16 protein-coding genes are annotated in these 16,328 nt (G+C 60.3%); 8 read left to right on the top strand and 8 right to left on the bottom strand.

Annotation, left to right across the window (positions count from 1 at the left end):
- Window positions 1–44: 44 nt before the first annotated feature.
- A complete protein-coding gene (locus AC07V4_RS24555; RefSeq protein WP_492638453.1) occupies window positions 45–911 on the bottom strand; it encodes a LysR family transcriptional regulator in 867 nt (288 codons plus the stop codon).
- 79 nt (window positions 912–990) lie between these two features.
- Between AC07V4_RS24555 and AC07V4_RS24550 the strand changes: the two genes are divergently transcribed.
- Both AC07V4_RS24550 and hppD read left to right on the top strand, forming a co-directional pair.
- The gene (locus tag AC07V4_RS24550; RefSeq protein ID WP_492638454.1) at window positions 991–1,887 is read left to right on the top strand and encodes a DMT family transporter; all 897 of its coding nucleotides are present in this window, start codon (window positions 991–993) and stop codon (window positions 1,885–1,887) included.
- Between the two features lie 255 nt (window positions 1,888–2,142).
- A complete protein-coding gene (gene hppD / locus AC07V4_RS24545) occupies window positions 2,143–3,219 on the top strand; it encodes a 4-hydroxyphenylpyruvate dioxygenase (protein ID WP_492638455.1) in 1,077 nt (358 codons plus the stop codon).
- 56 nt (window positions 3,220–3,275) lie between these two features.
- Here hppD and rarD read toward each other — a convergent pair whose 3' ends face one another.
- From rarD to AC07V4_RS24530, 3 genes are all read right to left on the bottom strand, one after another.
- Window positions 3,276–4,157, bottom strand: coding sequence for an EamA family transporter RarD (gene rarD / locus AC07V4_RS24540; protein ID WP_492638456.1), 882 nt, complete (start codon window positions 4,155–4,157; stop codon window positions 3,276–3,278).
- Between the two features lie 135 nt (window positions 4,158–4,292).
- Window positions 4,293–5,303, bottom strand: a complete 1,011-nt coding sequence (locus AC07V4_RS24535; protein WP_492638457.1) for an aldo/keto reductase — start codon at window positions 5,301–5,303, stop codon at window positions 4,293–4,295.
- Window positions 5,304–5,384: 81 nt separating this feature from the next.
- Window positions 5,385–6,287 (bottom strand): LysR family transcriptional regulator, encoded by a 903-nt coding sequence (locus AC07V4_RS24530; RefSeq protein ID WP_492638458.1) that lies wholly within the window; start codon window positions 6,285–6,287, stop codon window positions 5,385–5,387.
- Between the two features lie 101 nt (window positions 6,288–6,388).
- Here AC07V4_RS24530 and AC07V4_RS24525 point away from each other — a divergent pair, with 101 nt between their 5' ends.
- Window positions 6,389–7,093, top strand: a complete 705-nt coding sequence (locus AC07V4_RS24525) for an SDR family oxidoreductase (RefSeq protein WP_492638459.1) — start codon at window positions 6,389–6,391, stop codon at window positions 7,091–7,093.
- Window positions 7,094–7,217: 124 nt separating this feature from the next.
- Here AC07V4_RS24525 and AC07V4_RS24520 read toward each other — a convergent pair whose 3' ends face one another.
- Window positions 7,218–8,528 (bottom strand): MFS transporter, encoded by a 1,311-nt coding sequence (locus tag AC07V4_RS24520; protein WP_492638460.1) that lies wholly within the window; start codon window positions 8,526–8,528, stop codon window positions 7,218–7,220.
- A 159-nt stretch (window positions 8,529–8,687) separates the two neighbouring features.
- Between AC07V4_RS24520 and AC07V4_RS24515 the strand changes: the two genes are divergently transcribed.
- The 4 genes from AC07V4_RS24515 (at window position 8,688) to AC07V4_RS24500 (ending at window position 12,718) form a co-directional block, all read left to right on the top strand.
- The gene (locus AC07V4_RS24515) at window positions 8,688–9,794 is read left to right on the top strand and encodes a sugar diacid recognition domain-containing protein (RefSeq protein ID WP_492638461.1); all 1,107 of its coding nucleotides are present in this window, start codon (window positions 8,688–8,690) and stop codon (window positions 9,792–9,794) included.
- Between the two features lie 91 nt (window positions 9,795–9,885).
- On the top strand, window positions 9,886–11,025 hold the full coding sequence (locus AC07V4_RS24510) for a glycerate kinase (RefSeq protein ID WP_492638462.1): 1,140 nt from the start codon (window positions 9,886–9,888) through the stop codon (window positions 11,023–11,025).
- A gap of 54 nt (window positions 11,026–11,079) precedes the next feature.
- Complete coding sequence (locus tag AC07V4_RS24505; RefSeq protein ID WP_492638463.1) at window positions 11,080–12,144, top strand: DUF1176 domain-containing protein; 1,065 nt, start codon at window positions 11,080–11,082, stop codon at window positions 12,142–12,144.
- Between the two features lie 61 nt (window positions 12,145–12,205).
- Entirely contained in the window at window positions 12,206–12,718 is a 513-nt protein-coding gene (locus AC07V4_RS24500; RefSeq protein ID WP_492638464.1) for a GNAT family N-acetyltransferase, read from the top strand.
- Here AC07V4_RS24500 and AC07V4_RS24495 read toward each other — a convergent pair.
- Window positions 12,715–13,404, bottom strand: a complete 690-nt coding sequence (locus AC07V4_RS24495) for an aspartate/glutamate racemase family protein (protein ID WP_492638465.1) — start codon at window positions 13,402–13,404, stop codon at window positions 12,715–12,717. The two genes, AC07V4_RS24500 and AC07V4_RS24495, sit on opposite strands and share 4 nt — an antisense overlap.
- Window positions 13,405–13,585: 181 nt before the next feature.
- Here AC07V4_RS24495 and AC07V4_RS24490 point away from each other — a divergent pair, with 181 nt between their 5' ends.
- Window positions 13,586–14,254, top strand: coding sequence for a DUF3313 domain-containing protein (locus AC07V4_RS24490; protein ID WP_492638466.1), 669 nt, complete (start codon window positions 13,586–13,588; stop codon window positions 14,252–14,254).
- Between the two features lie 68 nt (window positions 14,255–14,322).
- On the opposite strand, the gene AC07V4_RS24485 is transcribed toward AC07V4_RS24490, so the two are convergent.
- Both AC07V4_RS24485 and AC07V4_RS24480 read right to left on the bottom strand, forming a co-directional pair.
- The gene (locus tag AC07V4_RS24485; RefSeq protein ID WP_431751658.1) at window positions 14,323–15,723 is read right to left on the bottom strand and encodes a DUF1254 domain-containing protein; all 1,401 of its coding nucleotides are present in this window, start codon (window positions 15,721–15,723) and stop codon (window positions 14,323–14,325) included.
- Window positions 15,724–15,929: 206 nt separating this feature from the next.
- Window positions 15,930–16,295 (bottom strand): response regulator, encoded by a 366-nt coding sequence (locus tag AC07V4_RS24480; RefSeq protein ID WP_492638467.1) that lies wholly within the window; start codon window positions 16,293–16,295, stop codon window positions 15,930–15,932.
- Between the last annotated feature and the right edge of the window lie 33 nt (window positions 16,296–16,328).

Genomic DNA, 16,328 nt, shown 5'->3' with positions numbered 1-16,328 from the left:
CAACTCAGGGGGCTGCTTGTCGGATCTGAATAAAACCCGTAGCGCTATACCGTGTTCGTGGCCCATTCGATAAACGCCAGTGTCGCCGGCGATGACTGGCGTTGGTCCAATACGGCCAGGCCGATCGACCTGGGGATGCGCGGTGCGAGCGGGCGCTTCACATAACGGTCGTCGGTTGCCAAGGGGAGGGAAGTCTCTGCGACCACTGTCACGCCGTCGCCACGGCCCACGGTATCCAAGGTGCTGATCAACTGCGAGCAACGAAAGCGCACGTTCGGGCTCAGCCTTGCGCTGCTGAACAGGCGCGACACCAGCTCTGACGAGCCAGCCTCGGTCAGGACAAAGGGGTCACTGCACAATTGCTCCAGGCTGACGGCTTCATATTCTGCGAGCGGATGTCCGGCAGGCAGTAACGCCACCATCTGATCTTCCATTAGCGCGAAGGTGTCAAAGCGCTCCAATGGCAGTACCACGAACCCGACGTCGATACGCCGGTCGTCCAGCCACTGGATCACTTGCCGGTCAGGGCCTTCGTGGATATGCACTTCAATGCCCGGGTGGGCCGCGCGGTAGCCTTTCAGGATTTTCGGCAACAACCGCATCGAGGAGGTTGGCCCGAACGAGCCGATACGCAGGGTGCCAGTACGCATCCCACGGGCGTCGGCAGCCTCCTGGTGCAGGGTGTTGGCCAGCCCGAGCATGGCGCGAGCCCGTCCCAGCAGTTGTTGGCCAATATCACTCAGCTCCACCTGGGCCTGATGACGGTGCAACAGCTCGACCCCCAGCTCCTGCTCCAGGGAGCGGATAGCATGTGACACCGCCGACTGGCTGATACCGAGACGGTGGGCCGCACTGGTAAAACCCTGGAGTTCAGCGACCAAGGAAAAAATCTCAAGCTGGGTAAGTGTCATGAGTATTTACTCATTTTACGATGACAGATCATTACCCAAAGAATACGCCTATCTGAGCATTTGATGAGCGTGCACGCGTATGAAAGATCGCCTGACTTACCTGAAACTCTCCGCTGTCACTGTCATCTGGGGCGGCACCTTTGTTGCCGGACGATACCTGGCCGCCGATGTCGATCCGTTATTGGCCGCTAGCGTGCGCTTTCTGCTCGCAAGCCTGGCGCTGCTGGGGTTTTTGGCCGTGGCACGCATTCCCTTGGCGCGCCCCAGTCCCAGGCAGTTGCTGCACTTGGCGGCACTGGGGTTTTTCGGGATCTTTTTCTACAACCTCTGTTTCTTCTACGGTTTGCATTACATCAACGCTTCACGCGCCTCACTGATCGTCGCGTTGAACCCGGCGGTGATCGGCCTGGTGGCGTGGCTGTTGTTCAAAGAGCGCGTGAATGCGCCGGGTATCCTGCTGTGCCTGGGCGGTGCCGGGCTGGTGATCGTCAGTCGCAACCCGATGTTGCTGCAGGGCGGGGCGCATGCGTGGCAAGGAGACGTGCTGATCTTTGGTTGCGTGGTGGGGTGGGGCGTCTATTCATTGTTTTCGCGTAGCCTCAATAAGAACCTGGGGCCATTGCAGACCGTTACCTGGTCGATCTTGTTGGGCACCCTGATGCTGACGGTGGCCAGTTTGCTGACAGGTGCGTTCACCGTGCAGGGGCTGGTAGCGATCCAGCCGGTGCAATGGCTGAGCCTGATTTACCTGGGTGTTTTGGGCTCGGCCTTGGCGTACATCGGCTACTACGACGGCATTCGCCGTATTGGCGCAGCGCGCTCCGGGGCCTTTATCGCGCTCAACCCGCTGACCGCTGTGATCAGCGGCGCGCTGCTGCTTGACGAACGACTGACACCAGCGATGTACGCAGGCGCTGTGTTGATTCTGCTGGGTATCTACCTGTGCAACAAACCCCTTGCAACCACCCGGGCATAGGGATTTGATAAGGAATAGGACAAATCAGGTTACGCTGTGTAGAATCGATTTACGCATACAAGAATATGGACTTGCGCTCACGCAAGCCTCGGCCGTCAGAGACTGATGTAACCATGAAGCTACTCGGCTCCCCCCTCATTTTCGGTGACTTCCTCGCCCGCAGCGTGCGAGGCCTCTCCTGCGCGCCGCCGTTGCACCTCATCCTTGCTGGCAATTGAAATCCGCTCAACCACAAGAATGATGAGGCGCCAAATCATGGCAGATCTATACGAAAACCCAATGGGCCTGATGGGCTTTGAATTTATCGAGTTCGCGTCGCCCACACCCGGCACCCTGGAACCGATCTTCGAGATCATGGGCTTCAGCAAAGTCGCGACCCACCGCTCCAAGAACGTACACTTGTACCGTCAGGGCGAGATCAACCTGATCCTCAACAACGAGCCCGAAAGCCTTGCGTCCTACTTCGCGGCTGAACACGGCCCGTCGGTCTGTGGCATGGCGTTCCGCGTCAAGGACTCGCAAAAAGCCTATAACCGTGCCTTGGAACTGGGTGCCCAGCCGATCCATATCGAAACCGGCCCGATGGAACTGAACCTGCCGGCCATCAAGGGGATCGGCGGGGCGCCGCTGTACCTGATCGACCGCTTCGGCGAAGGCAGCTCGATCTATGACATCGACTTCGTGTACCTGGAGGGCGTCGAGCGCAACCCGGTGGGCGCGGGCCTGAAAGTCATCGACCACCTGACCCACAACGTTTATCGCGGGCGCATGGTCTACTGGGCCAACTTCTACGAGAAGCTGTTCAACTTCCGTGAAGCCCGCTATTTCGATATCAAGGGCGAGTACACCGGCCTCACCTCCAAGGCCATGAGCGCCCCGGACGGCATGATCCGCATCCCGCTGAACGAAGAGTCGTCCAAGGGCGCCGGCCAGATCGAAGAGTTCCTGATGCAGTTCAACGGCGAAGGCATCCAGCACGTGGCATTCCTCACCGAAGACTTGGTCAAGACCTGGGACGCGCTGAAGAAAATCGGCATGCGCTTCATGACCGCTCCGCCGGACACCTACTACGAAATGCTCGAAGGCCGCTTGCCGAACCACGGCGAACCGGTGGATCAACTGCAGGCACGTGGCATTCTGCTGGACGGCTCGTCCATCGAAGGCGACAAGCGCCTGCTGCTGCAGATCTTCTCGGAAACCTTGATGGGCCCAGTGTTCTTCGAGTTCATCCAGCGCAAGGGCGATGATGGATTTGGTGAAGGCAACTTCAAGGCACTGTTCGAGTCCATCGAGCGTGACCAAGTGCGTCGCGGTGTGTTGACCACCGACTAAGCATAAAAAAGCTCGGCTGGGAGTTTCCCTCGGCCGGGCTTTTTATTGCCTGCGAATCAGGCTTTGCGCTGACGCACCAAGTGCTTGAACCCTTCGAACACCAACACCATCACCGCCAGCCAGATCGGGATGTAAGTCAGCCACTGGCCGCCCTTGATGCCTTCGCCCAACAAGAGTGCCACGGCCAGCAACAGCACCGGCTCCACGTAACTGAGCAGGCCGAACAGGCTGAACGCCAGCAAACGGCTGGCGATGATGTAGCTCACCAACGCCGAGGCGCTGATCAAGCCCAGCATTGGAATCAGCGCGTACAGCTTGGGGTGCTCATCAAGGACGGCAAAGCCCTGTTCACCGTGCTGCACGAACCACCAGGCCACCGGCAGCATGAGTGCCATGTCCAGCCACAGACCGCCCAGATGATCCGTCGTCAGGTATTTGCGTACCACGAAATACACGGGGTATCCGATAATCACGACCAGTGTTGCCCACGAGAATCCGCCAGCCTGATACAACTCATTGAGGACGCCCAGCGCGGCGAACGCCACTGCGATCTGTTGTAAGCGAGACAAACGTTCTCCGTACACCAGGCGCCCGGTCAGCACCATCGTCAGTGGTAGCAGGAAATACCCCACCGACACATCCAGACTGCGCCCATTCAGTGGCGCCCACATGAACAACCACAACTGCACACCCAGCAAGGCTGACGACAACAGCACTCCGCCCACCAGGCGCGGCTTTCCCGCCAGCATCCGTAACAGTTCCCACACACGGCGCCACTCGCCGCTGACGATCATGAATACCGTCATGCACGGCACGGTCAGCAGCATCCGCCAGCCGAAAATCTCCAGGCCACTCAAGGGCGTCAGCAGTGATGTGAAGTAATACATCACGGCAAACAGCACCGAGGCCAAGACCGATAACACAACACCTTTAGACACGCAGTCCTCGCGAAAACAGATTGATACAAAGAGGTGGGAGATTATGGTGCTTTTGGCGAGAGACAGGTGCGCTGTTTTGGGGCGGTCGCGGAAAATTTTCCCACGACCCTCCCTGAAATGGGCTGCAACAGGGGCTCAACTACGTGCGATTCGACCCGACACAAAGTGGCTGACATCGTTGAACCCAGGCGTGGATGAATGCCCCGGCGTCACCAGCGAGTCAATGAACGTCTCATCCTCCGCCGTGATCTTCACATCCAGCGCCCCGGTGTACGCATCCCACTGCGCCTCGGTACGTGGCCCGACAATCGCCGAACTCACCGCAGAGTTGTTCAGCACCCAGGCAATCGCAAACTCAACGATCCCCACGCCGCGCCCTTGGGTGTATTGCTGAATCTGCTGGGCAATACGTAATGACTCCACGCGCCATTCGGTTTCCAGGATGCGCTTGTCCTGGCGCGCCGCACGGCTGCCGGCCTCGGGTGTCACATCGGGGGCGTATTTGCCGCTGAGCACGCCACGGGCCAGCGGGCTGTAAGGCACCACACCCAAGCCGTAGGCGGCTGCCGCCGTGAGTTGCTCGACCTCGGCCTGGCGGTTGACGATGTTGTACAGCGGCTGGCTAATGATCGGCTGGTCCACGCCCAGACGCTCGGCCACGCGCATCACCTCGGCGATGCGCCAACCGCGATAGTTGGACAGGCCCCAGTAGCGAATCTTGCCCTGGCGGATCAGGTCGCCGATGGCCGAGACCGTCACTTCCAGCGGTGTGTCGTGGTCTTCACGGTGCAGGTAATAGATATCCAGGTAATCGGTGTCGAGGCGCACCAGGCTGGCTTCCAACGCATTGAAAATACGCTTGCGGCTCAAGCCATTGCGGTTGGGCAAGCCATCGGCCGGGCCAATGCCGACTTTCGAGGCCACCACCCAATCCTGGCGGTGACGCACAATGGCTTCACCCACGATTTCTTCGGAGCGTCCGCCGGTGTAGACGTCTGCAGTGTCGATAAAATTGATGCCCTGGTCCCAGGCTTTGTCGATGATGCGCAGTGAATCTTCGGTGCTGGTCTGCTCGCCAAACATCATGGTGCCGAGCGTCAGCGCGCTGACCTTCAAGCCGGACTGGCCCAATGTGCGGTAAATCATGGAAGGCTCCTCGTGGCGTTGAAACACAACCCCTGCAATACCAGACTGGACCGCTCTGGAACAAGCCCTGCACAGCTTTCTTCATGCACTCAGCAACGCCTGGCAGCGTTGCTGCAAAAAACCATGCAGCACTTTCACCCGCTCCGACACTTGCAGCCGATGGGGGCACATCAGGTTGAAGGGGGTCGGTTCGCCTTGCCATTCAGGCAGCAGCGCTACCAGTCGCCCGGCCTTGATATCCCGTGCAATATCCAGATTGGCCTTATAGGCGATGCCGTGGCCGGCCAATGCCCAGCGTCGGACGATTTCACCGTCATCGCTGAGATAGTCGCCCGTGACCTCGACTTCCTGAAGCAGCGTGCCCTGACGGAAGTACCAGGTGTTGTTGGCCTGCCCACGACGCATATAGCGCAACGTACTGTGCTGGGCCAACTCCGCAGGTGTCTGCGGTATGCCGTAACGCGCCAGGTAATCGGGGCTGGCGCAGGGGATGCGCCGATGGCCGGGGACCACCGGCAGCGCCACCAGACTGGAGTCCCTGGGCACACCGAAGCGCAGGGCGATGTCGACGGTGTCACGGAACAGGTCGGCATTGCTGTCGTTGAGCAACAGTTGCAGGCGGATGTTCGGGTGCTCGAGCTTGAACTCATCCAGCCAACCCAGCAGCACATTACGCCCAAAATCCGAGGGCGCCGCCAACTGCAGCAAGCCGCTGAGGCTTTGGCCCTGCTGCTTGATGGCATGCTCGCCTTCCGACAGGGCTTCCAGCGCGACCCGCACGCTGTCCAGATACCGACGACCTTCCTCGGTCAAGCGCATGCTGCGGGTGGAGCGTGCGAGCAAGCGTACGCCGAGGCGGGTTTCCAGGCGCTTGAGGGCGATACTCGCTGCGGCTGGCGTCAAGCCCAGCCCACGTGCGGCAGCCGATAAGCTGCCGGTATCGGCGGTGCGTACAAAGACCTCCAGGTCAAGTGTCGAGCTCATTTGTAAAAACCTTTTAAAGATCTTGTCGTTTTACCGGGATTTTTCGCCGATTGCCAAGCGTGGAAGATGAACGCTCACTTTCTCATCCAGGAATCTTCCCCATGGCTTCTTCTCTCAACGGCAAAACGGTCATCGTGATCGGCGGCAGCAGCGGTATTGGTGCCGCAGTGGCCAAGGCCGCCACCGCCCAGGGTGCGCACGTAGTGCTGGCGGGTCGCCGACTGACTTCCGGTGTCGACAATGGCCTGCGTAGCGAACCGGTCGACGTCACCGACGTCGCATCCTTGCAGCGTCTGTTCGAGACGGTAGGGCGCTTTGATCACTTGGTGTATACGTCCGGCCCGTCGGTGCACGCCAAGCCACTGGTCGATACCGATCTGATCGAGGCCCAAGACAATTTCAACGTGAAACTCTGGGGCGCCTTGCGCGCCATCCAGCAGGCGCTGCCGTATTTGCATGAGCACGGCAGCATCAGCCTGACGTCGGGTCAACTGGGTCGCAAATTGGCGCCCGGCCAATTCATCAAGACCGGCATCAACGCCGCAACCGAAGCGCTGGGTAAACAGCTGGCCAAGGAACTGGCGCCACGGCGGGTCAACGTGATCAGCCCAGGGGTGATTGATACACCGGCGTATGCAGGGTTGGCAGAAGAGCAGCGGTTGGCAATGTTTGCCAAAGCGGGAGCCGCGTTACCGGTGGGCCGAGTAGGACAGGCAGAGGAGGTCGCGGCAGGCTACATGCTGGCGATGGAGAATGGCTTCATGACTGGCGCCGTGATCGACATCGACGGCGGCGGCCTGCTCTAAACACTAAACAAAAATGTGTGGGCTTGTGTGGGAGCTGGCTTGCCTGCGATGGCATCACCGCGATGTGACTAACACACCGAGGTGCCTACATCGCGGGCAAGCCAGCTCCCACACATGGACCGCATCAGGTTCTCAGGGTACGGGTCATGCGCAACGCCAACACACTGCCAGCCACAATCACCGCCGCCAGCAGGTACAACGCCGCATCCGTGGACCCGGTGGCATCCTTCACAAAACCGACGATATACGGGCTCAGGAAACCGGCCATCTGGCCCATGGAGTTGATCAACGCCAAGCCGCCTGCCGCCGCGCCGGCACTGAGCATGGCGGTCGGCACCGGCCAGAACATCGGCAGGCCGGTGAGGGCGCCCATGGTGGCGATGGTCAGCCCAAGAATCGCAATGGCGGGCGTGGTGGCAAAGTTCACCGCAATCACCAAACCGATCGCGCCCATCAGCATCGGTACCACTAAGTGCCAGCGACGCTCCTTGCGCAAGTCGGCGGAGCGGCCCACCAGCAACATGAACACCGCCGCCAGCAGATACGGGATCGCACTGAGCCAGCCGATCACCAGGTTATCGCTGAAACCCAGGTTCTTGATGATCGACGGCAGCCAGAAGTTGATCGCGTACACGCCGCTCTGGATGCAGAAGTAGATCAGGCCGAACGCCCAGATTGCCGGGTTCTTGAACACCTCGGCCAAGGAGTCGCTGGTGGTTTTCGGCTTGTTCGCCAAGTCGGTTGCCTGATCGGCCTCCAGCAATGCGCGTTCGTGGGGCTTGAGCCACTTGGCGTTGGCGAAGTTGTCAGCCAGCAGGAAGTAGGCGAGGGCGCCCAGGATCACGGTGGGGATGCCCTGCAACAGGAACATCCACTGCCAGCCGGCCAGGCCACCTTGACCGGCGGCGAAGTGATTGAGAATCCACCCGGAGAACGGGCTGCCGAGCAAGCCGGACACCGGGATCGCCGACATGAACAGGGCCATGATGCGCCCGCGGCGGAAGGTCGGAAACCACTGCGAAAGGTACAACACCACACCCGGGAAGAAACCGGCTTCAGCGGCACCGGTAAACAGGCGCAGGGTGTAGAAGTGCGTCGGGGTGGTGACAAACAGCAGGCAAGTGGACAGCGTGCCCCACACGATCATCATCAGCGCAATCCAGCGCCGTGGGCCGAATTTGGTCAGCGCCAGGTTGCTTGGCACGCCACACAGCACGTAGCCGATAAAGAAGATCCCGGCACCGAGGCCGTATACGGTTTCACTGAACTTCAATGCATCGAGCATCTGCAACTTGGCAAAGCCAACGTTTACCCGGTCGAGGTAATTGAACAGGTAGCAGATAAAAATGAAGGGGATCAGGCGCAGGGTAACGCGCTTGTAGATGGCGTTTTTATCGTCATCGGTGGCCAGTGTGGCAGCGGCGCTCTGTGACATGGCAGTCTCTCTTTATTATGATTTTTCGCGATGCGAGGGTAACGTTGATCGCCCAAACAGTCTCGGTGACGTGACGGGGTACTGTCTTTGTGCTCGCGCACAGTGAAGCACCCTTTACGCTGTGCCGGTGAACAACCCGCTTTCCAGGAAAATAACCGCATGTTCGAGTTGGATCATGACTTGGCGCAGGACATCGTCGATCGCACCATGGCGATCCTGCCCTATAACGTCAACGTCATGGACAGCCAGGGCCTGATCCTTGGCAGCGGCGAGCCGGAGCGCATCAATACCCGTCACGAAGGCGCACAGCTGGTGTTGGCCAATGGGCGTGTGGTGGAAATTGACGGCCAGACCGCCAAACACCTCAAGGGCGTGCAGCCGGGCATCAACCTGCCGCTGCTGCATGACCAGCGTCTGATCGGTGTACTGGGGATTACCGGCGAACCCGAAGGGCTGCGCACTTACGCCGAGCTGGTGCGCATGACCGCAGAAATGCTGGTGAGCCATCGCCATCAGCAAGCCGAACAGCAATGGCGCCGTCAGCGCTGCGATGATCTGCTGGCGTTGCTGCTGGCCGACAGTGGAGACTCCCCGCGACTGGTGGACGAAGCCCAGCAGTTGGGGCTCAAGCCGCAGATGGCGCGTACCCCCTATCTATTCGAACTGGGCGAGGGGCAATCGGCAGAAACGTTGAGTGCCTGGCTGAGCAGCCGTTATCCGGACAGTTGGTGTGTCAGTTCGGCGCAGTTTTCTCTGCTGTGGTGTCGGCCGGCAACGGTGGCGGTGGACAATCCACGCCTGCTCGAAAAGCTCGATGGCTTAGGTTGGAACATCCTTCGCGTGGCCGTGGGCGGGCAGGCCGATGGTTTGGCCGGACTGCGCCGTTGCTATCGACGCGTTGGCGATTTGCTGGCCTACGGTCGGGATGTTCTCCCTCAGTCACGGCTGTTGACGCTCAACCGTTACCGCCTGCCGGTGATGCTCTGGCGGCATCGTAATGACGACGCTCTGGACGAGTTGCTCAACCCGCTGCGCAAAGTATTGGCCAAGGACACCAACGGCCAACTGCTCGCCACGTTGCGCAGTTGGTGCGAGCACGACGGGCAAAGCCAGGCGTGTGCCGATGCCCTGGGCATCCATCGCAACAGCCTGCGTTATCGCATGGAACGTATCGCTGAACTCAGTGGGGTCGACCCACTGACCCTGGATGGCATGCTCGCTCTTTACCTGGGCGTACAGCTATTTCCGCACGCTTTGTCGGAATGAACAACAAACCTCAGCCACTCTTGTGCATCGGACCGGCGTCATTACCCCGGACAACTGGCAGCATGGGCGTTATAAAAACCGGAGAAAGCCCATGAAAATCATCATCGCCCCCGACTCGTTCAAGGACAGCCTGAGTGCTGACGGCGTCGCCCAAGCCATTGCCGAAGGCTTGGCCCTGGTCTGGCCGGATGCGCAATTGATCCAGTGCCCGATGGCGGATGGTGGTGAAGGGACGGTGGATGCGGTGCTGGCGGCGTGCAATGGCGAACTGCGCCACCAAACCGTACGCGGCCCGCTTGGCGCAGCGGTTGATGCACGTTGGGGCTGGCTGGCCGACAGCCATACCGCGATCATAGAAATGGCTGAAGCCAGCGGATTGCAGTTGGTCCCGATGGGCCAGCGCGACGCGTGCAGAACCACCACCTATGGCACCGGCGAACTCATCCGCGCGGCCTTGGATGCCGGCGCCCAGCGCATCATCCTGGCGATTGGCGGCAGTGCCACCAACGATGGCGGCGCGGGCGCGATGCAGGCGCTCGGCGTGCAACTGTTCGACGCCGAACACCAAGCGCTACCACCCGGTGGCCTGGCCTTGGCCCGCCTGGCACATCTCAGCCTTGAAAACCTGGACCCACGCCTGGCCCAGGTACGCTTTGAAATCGCCGCCGACGTCAACAACCCGCTGTGCGGCCCCCACGGTGCTTCGGCGATATTCGGCCCGCAAAAAGGCGCGAACGCCGAGCAAGTCCAACAACTGGACGCAGCCCTCGGCCACTTTGCCGACCACTGCGCCAACGTGCTGCCCAAAGATGTACGCGACGAGCCTGGCAGCGGCGCTGCGGGCGGCCTGGGATTCGCCGCCAAAGCCTTCCTGGGCGCGCAATTTCGCGCCGGTGTGGAAGTGGTGGCCGAACTTGTGGGCCTGGATGAGGCCGTACGTGGCGCTGACCTGGTAATCACCGGCGAAGGCCGCTTCGATGCCCAGACCCTGCGCGGTAAAACCCCATTCGGTGTGGCGCGTATTGCCCAGCAACACCAAGTGCCGGTCATCGTGATCGCGGGCACTCTGGGCGACGGCTATGAACAGATGTACGCCCATGGCGTGGCAGCTGCGTTCGCTTTGCCGAGTGGGCCGATGAGCCTTGAGCAAGCGTGTAGCGAAGCACCGCGTTTGCTGTGCGAGCGCGCGGCAGATATTGCACGGGTGTGGCGAACCGCTTCTGCACGCTGACGCCATGCATTGAACATGGGACAATCCGCGCCTTTTCGACACGGAGAGTCCCCCATGCTGCGCCCCGCATTCCTGGCCCTGTTACTGGCCGGCGTCACCTCCCAAGCCTGCGCCCAACCCTCTGCCGAAAACGTGCCCTTGCTCCGGGAAATCAAGAACTGGGTCATCGGTTGCGACAACCTGCGCAATTGCCATGCCCTCAGCGCGCCCAGCGGGGTTGACGAAGAGGACTACAGCTCACTGACCTTGCACATCTGGCACCAGGCTGGCCCGCAAGGTTCGCTGCGCTTGCGTTTTGATCATCATGGTGAGCCCGTGGACCCCGCTACGATGCTGTTGGATGGTCAACCTCTCGGCCTGGAACTGACGCGGGCCTTGCAGGTAGAACTGGATGATCAAGGCGGCGATGCCGAGGTGCAGTCCTATGGCGTGATCGAGGCGGTACCGGCCCGCCTTTGGTTGCAACGGTTGCGCAACGGCCAACGCTTGCAATTGCCCGGTGATGAAAGCGCCCATGTGTCGCTCAGCGGGCTGAGTGCTTCGTTGTTGCTGATGGATGCGGTGCAGGGGCGAGTGGATAACGTGACGGCCCTTGCCCGCCCCGGCAAGGGCGTGGCCAGCGAGGTGCCCCCAGGTTTACCGACGCCGGTGCTGCGCAAGTTTACTGCAGCGCCACCGCTGACCGCACAGGAACAAGCCGGGTTAGTGGCCGCTGCATTGCAGGCCGTCAAGCCTGAAGAGGGTGAGCCCGAGGCAAGCGTCGGTGCCTTGACGGCGCAACAGGCAATGACCGTGACGCGGTATGACTGTGCGGCCTACAACTGTGAGTTCGCTGTCAGCAGCCGTCAACGTCAGGCCCCTTATGAGGAAACGCTGATGGACCTGCAGCCGCTGCCCCTGGAAGATGCCGCGCTGCAAGGCTCGGTTGGGTATGACGAAGCTTCGGGCACCCTGAGTTATTTCTACAAGCAGCGTGGGATCGGTGATTGTGGCGGCGGGGCCAGTTGGGTGTTTGACGGCAAGCGCTTCCAGCTCAGTGAGTTCCACAGGATGCCGCGCTGCACCGGAGTCGGTTACGGCGATTGGCCATCGTTGTGGACGACCGCGCCAGCACCCTAGCCATTGAACGGGCTTGCCCCCTACACTGGCCTGCCACTTGTCTTTCAAAGGATGAAACACAATGCACACACCTGAACCCCATATCGTGATCCAGCGTTTCACCGAGGCCCATCTTGAAGGCGTCGCTGCGCTCTATAACGAACCGGCCGTGTGCCGTCAGGTGCTGCAAATGCCTTTCCAGTCTGTCGATATGTGGCGCAAGCGCCTGATCATGGACAACGAGCGGCGCCTGCAACTAGTGGCCGTGCACGGCGGTGAAGTGATCGGCCAGCTTGGCCTGGAACAGTACCTGCGAGTACGCCAGGCGCATGTCGGTTCGTTCGGCATGGGCGTGGCGACGGCGTGGCAGGGTAAAGGGGTTGGCTCGCGCTTGTTGTCGGCCGCGCTGGACGTGGCTGACAACTGGATGAACCTGCGCCGGGTGGAACTCACGGTGTACGCAGACAACGAAGCGGCACAGCGGCTGTATCGCAAGTTCGGCTTTGAGGTTGAAGGCGTGTTGCGCGATTACGCCCTGCGTGACGGCCAATTTGTCGACACCGTCAGCATGGCGCGCCTGCGCAAGGCGGCTTAGTCCAGAGCAAACGCCACCGCCGCCTGCGCATGCAGTGCGGTGGTGTCCAGCAGCGGCAGGTCGCTGTGTTCCGGCTGGATCAGCAGGCAGATTTCGGTACACCCCAGGATGATCGCCTGGGCACCACGCGCGGCAAGGCTGTTGATCACGCGCTGGTAGATTTGGCGGGAAGCCTCGCTGATCACCCCCACGCACAACTCTTCGTAGATGATCCGGTGCACGGCCTTGCGTTCGTCTGCATCAGGCACGAGCACGGTCAAGCCCTGGGCGGCAAGACGTGACTTGAGAAAGTCCTGCTCCATCGTGAAGGCGGTGCCCAGCAAACCTACCGTCAGGGTGCCCGTTTCGAGCGCGGCGGCTGCGGTGGCGTCGGCGATATGCAAGAACGGAATCGACACCGCCGCTTCAATACGTGGCGCCACCAAGTGCATGGTGTTGGTACACAGCACCACGCAGTCGGCACCGCCGGCCTGCAGACGGCGCGCAGCATCTTCCAGGATCAGCGCCGTGTCATCCCAGCGCCCGGCATGCTGGGCCTGTTCCACCGGGCCGAAGTCCACGCTATACATCAAGACTTGCGCCGAGCGCAGCGGCCCCAGCTGGTCGCGCACGCGCTGGTTGATGATGCGGTAATACTCGGCGCTGGACTCCCAGCTCATGCCGCCGATAAGGCCGATGGTGCGCATGCGATGCTCCTGACAAGGAATGTCGCTTCACCTTACCCATCGACCGAGGATTAGTCATACGCAGTTGCCCGCGAAATGACCGGTGCAGTTTCACGCCTCAGCTGGAAATAACGGTTATTTTTCCAGAGTTGGCTATACCTACAGCTCAATGATTCGATGATGAACGCCAGGGAGTTCAATGATGAAGCTAAGGCTAATGATCAGCACGCTGTGTATCGCCTCGATCGGAATGACAGGCTGCGCCAGCAAGATCACCCAACCCGACGAGTACTCCGGTTTTCTTTCGGACTACAGTCAGCTCAAAGAAGCCAAGTCACCGTCGGGTGCAGAAGTGATGCGCTGGGTCGATCCCAGCCTGAACCTGCGTGACTACACGGCCGTGTTCGTCGAGCCGACCCAGTTTTACCCCAAGCCCCAAGCGACGACCAAGATCCCGCAAAGCACCCTAGACGGGATCAATACCTACTACAACCAAGCGCTCAAGCGTGAGCTGGTCAAGTCCCTGCCGCTAGCCAGTGCACCGGGCCCGGGGGTGATCGTGGTGCGTGCCGCCATCACTGCGGTCAGCAGCAAGACTGAAAGCCTCAAGCCTTACGAGTACGTTCCAGTGGCCCTGGTGGTGGCGGCGGTGAGTACCAGCACTGGCATCCGCGATCAGGAAACCACCTTGGGCACCGAAGCGCAGTTCCTCGATGGCGGTAATGGCAAGGTGCTCGCCCAAGTGGTGCGCAAAGGCACGGGCAAACCGCTGTCCAACGACTCGCAGGTAATGAAGGCTGATGATGTGAAAAGTGTGATTGATGGTTGGGCCTCGGACCTGCACCAGTCCTACGCCAAGTTCAAACACTGATAAACCTGCACCGGCAAGAACGAGCAGGAGTTGTTGGCCCGGTCCGTCAGGACCGGGCACAGGATGGGTTACTTGAGCGGCGTCAAAGGTGGGAGTTTCCATTGCCCGTTAACCGCCTCAGGCTTGGGCAGGTAGATTCGCAGCACGGCATAAAACGGACCGGGTGGTGCCGGCAGCCAATTGCTTTGTTCGGCTTTCGGCGGCTCGTGGTGCTGCAACGCCAAGGTCAGGCCGCCATCGGCGTCAAGCTTGAGGTTGGGCAGCATCCGCGAGTTGATCAGGTAGCGTTTCTTGTGGTTGGGCACCAGCAGCTTGGTTTTGGCGTCGTACATGGTCAGCGACCAGAACGCTTCGGCCGGTGGCAACTGGTCCTTGGCGAAATGCACGGTGTAGCTATGGCGTGCGCCGTTGGCAGGCTTGCCTTCGCTGTCGTCAAAGTAGGTGAAGTAGGTGGCTTCGTCAGTGGAGTTGCCGAAGATGCCCAGGTTGGCCCCGGCGTAGCGGTACAGGTAGTTGTTTTTCAGGCGGTCACGGCTGCCGAACAGGTCGCCGCTGGCCACTTGCTGGGTGTCGATCTTGTCTTTCTTGAACGCGGCGAACTCGGCCTTGCCGTCGGCTATCCCATCTTCCAGGGCCTTGCGCTGCTCAGCGGTCAGTTGATTGACCTTGAACGGTGCGCCCGGTGCGATGCCGATCTTGGCAAAGCGGGCCAGCAGGTCTTTTTCACTGTCCTGGGGGGCGGCGAAGCTGAGCATGAAGTTCAGGTAACGGAACAACTGCGGGCCTTCGGTCATGGTCGCCATCGGCTTGGGCCATTCGATCTTCGGCGCCTTGGCCGGAGCGGCTTGCTTCACATAGCTGCTCAGCGGCTGCACTTTGTAGCCGCTCTGGATCTGCTTGACCTTGCCCAGGTCTTTTTCATCGAACAACTGCGTGCGGTACAGGGCATAGGCGATGTTGCTTTCGCTATAGACCACGCGGTCAATGTCAACCGGCTGCTGACCTTTCCAGTCCGGCCCGGCGATCATGTAGTGGCCGCCATTGTTGCCGGTGCTGCGGGTACCCAGGTAGGCAATGTTCTGCGTATAGAGGTCGATCAACTGCACGGAGTAGTAGCGGTTGTCTTCGATCTTGGGCAGGGTCAGCACCAAGGGTTCTTTGCGCAAGTCCATCCAGACGAAGGAGTAGGGGGTGTCCGAGTTCGGGGTCACGAACGCGGTGTCCTTCGGGGTGAAGACCTGGGCGGTGTTGCCGATGTGATTGAACGGGGCCTTGAAATTGGCGCCGCCTTTATCAACGGCCTGGGTGTAGAGCGTCTTGTACATCTCCACGACCGGGTAGCCGTACAGATAGGCTTCCTTGGCGATGGCTCGGGCTTCGGCCGGGGTCGCCGTGAAGTCGGCCCATGCGCCGGTACTCATGAGTATCGAGAGGCTCGCCAACAGCAGGCGCGTCGGTTTTCCAATCATGTTGTTGCGTCCTTCCTGAGTGCTTTTTCAAAGGGCGTGGGATTAAAACGCCGAGTTTCCAGTTTTATTTGTCGAACGTCACGTTAATCCCTGCAAACGACGTGAACGGACGCCGCGCAGCATCTGGAAGCTAGCAGCAAAAACCAGAGACGCTAGCTAACCAGATGAATGAGTAGTGTTGTGCGGGGGCATCGCGTTTTTTGGGGTTATACGTCGGGTAGCATCGATTTGACTTTGTCACGCAACTGATCGATCGAGAACGGCTTGCCGATCACTTTCATCCCGTCGGGCACATCGATGTTTTCGGCATAACCGCTTGCAAACAAGATCGGCAGGACAGCGCGCAATTGACGCACTTGGGTCGCCAGTTCCTTGCCGTCCATATCGGGCAGGCCGACATCGGTCATCATCAGGTCGATGATCTGCTTGTCGTCCTTGACCACTGCCAACGCCTCGGCGGCGTCGGCAGCCTCCAGTACCCGGAACTCCAACTCTTCCAGCACATCGACGATCAACATGCGCACGATGGCGTCGTCTTCGACGACGAGGATAGTGGAGGCAGGGGCCGGCATAATGAACATTCCTGAAAGTGGTAGCGCAGAGGC

Source organism: Pseudomonas sp. GW821-FHT03A09 (assembly GCF_059421065.1).
This window is presented reverse-complemented; position numbering and strand designations above follow the sequence as displayed.

Coding starts and splice junctions, on each gene's coding strand:
- AC07V4_RS24555 (WP_492638453.1), bottom strand. CDS start 911: ATGACACTTACCCAGCTTGAGATTTTTTCCTTGGTCGCTGAACTCCAG.
- AC07V4_RS24550 (WP_492638454.1), top strand. CDS start 991: ATGAAAGATCGCCTGACTTACCTGAAACTCTCCGCTGTCACTGTCATC.
- hppD (WP_492638455.1), top strand. CDS start 2,143: ATGGCAGATCTATACGAAAACCCAATGGGCCTGATGGGCTTTGAATTT.
- AC07V4_RS24535 (WP_492638457.1), bottom strand. CDS start 5,303: ATGATTTACCGCACATTGGGCCAGTCCGGCTTGAAGGTCAGCGCGCTG.
- AC07V4_RS24530 (WP_492638458.1), bottom strand. CDS start 6,287: ATGAGCTCGACACTTGACCTGGAGGTCTTTGTACGCACCGCCGATACC.
- AC07V4_RS24525 (WP_492638459.1), top strand. CDS start 6,389: ATGGCTTCTTCTCTCAACGGCAAAACGGTCATCGTGATCGGCGGCAGC.
- AC07V4_RS24520 (WP_492638460.1), bottom strand. CDS start 8,528: ATGTCACAGAGCGCCGCTGCCACACTGGCCACCGATGACGATAAAAAC.
- AC07V4_RS24515 (WP_492638461.1), top strand. CDS start 8,688: ATGTTCGAGTTGGATCATGACTTGGCGCAGGACATCGTCGATCGCACC.
- AC07V4_RS24510 (WP_492638462.1), top strand. CDS start 9,886: ATGAAAATCATCATCGCCCCCGACTCGTTCAAGGACAGCCTGAGTGCT.
- AC07V4_RS24505 (WP_492638463.1), top strand. CDS start 11,080: ATGCTGCGCCCCGCATTCCTGGCCCTGTTACTGGCCGGCGTCACCTCC.
- AC07V4_RS24500 (WP_492638464.1), top strand. CDS start 12,206: ATGCACACACCTGAACCCCATATCGTGATCCAGCGTTTCACCGAGGCC.
- AC07V4_RS24495 (WP_492638465.1), bottom strand. CDS start 13,404: ATGCGCACCATCGGCCTTATCGGCGGCATGAGCTGGGAGTCCAGCGCC.
- AC07V4_RS24490 (WP_492638466.1), top strand. CDS start 13,586: ATGAAGCTAAGGCTAATGATCAGCACGCTGTGTATCGCCTCGATCGGA.
- AC07V4_RS24485 (WP_431751658.1), bottom strand. CDS start 15,723: ATGATTGGAAAACCGACGCGCCTGCTGTTGGCGAGCCTCTCGATACTC.
- AC07V4_RS24480 (WP_492638467.1), bottom strand. CDS start 16,295: ATGCCGGCCCCTGCCTCCACTATCCTCGTCGTCGAAGACGACGCCATC.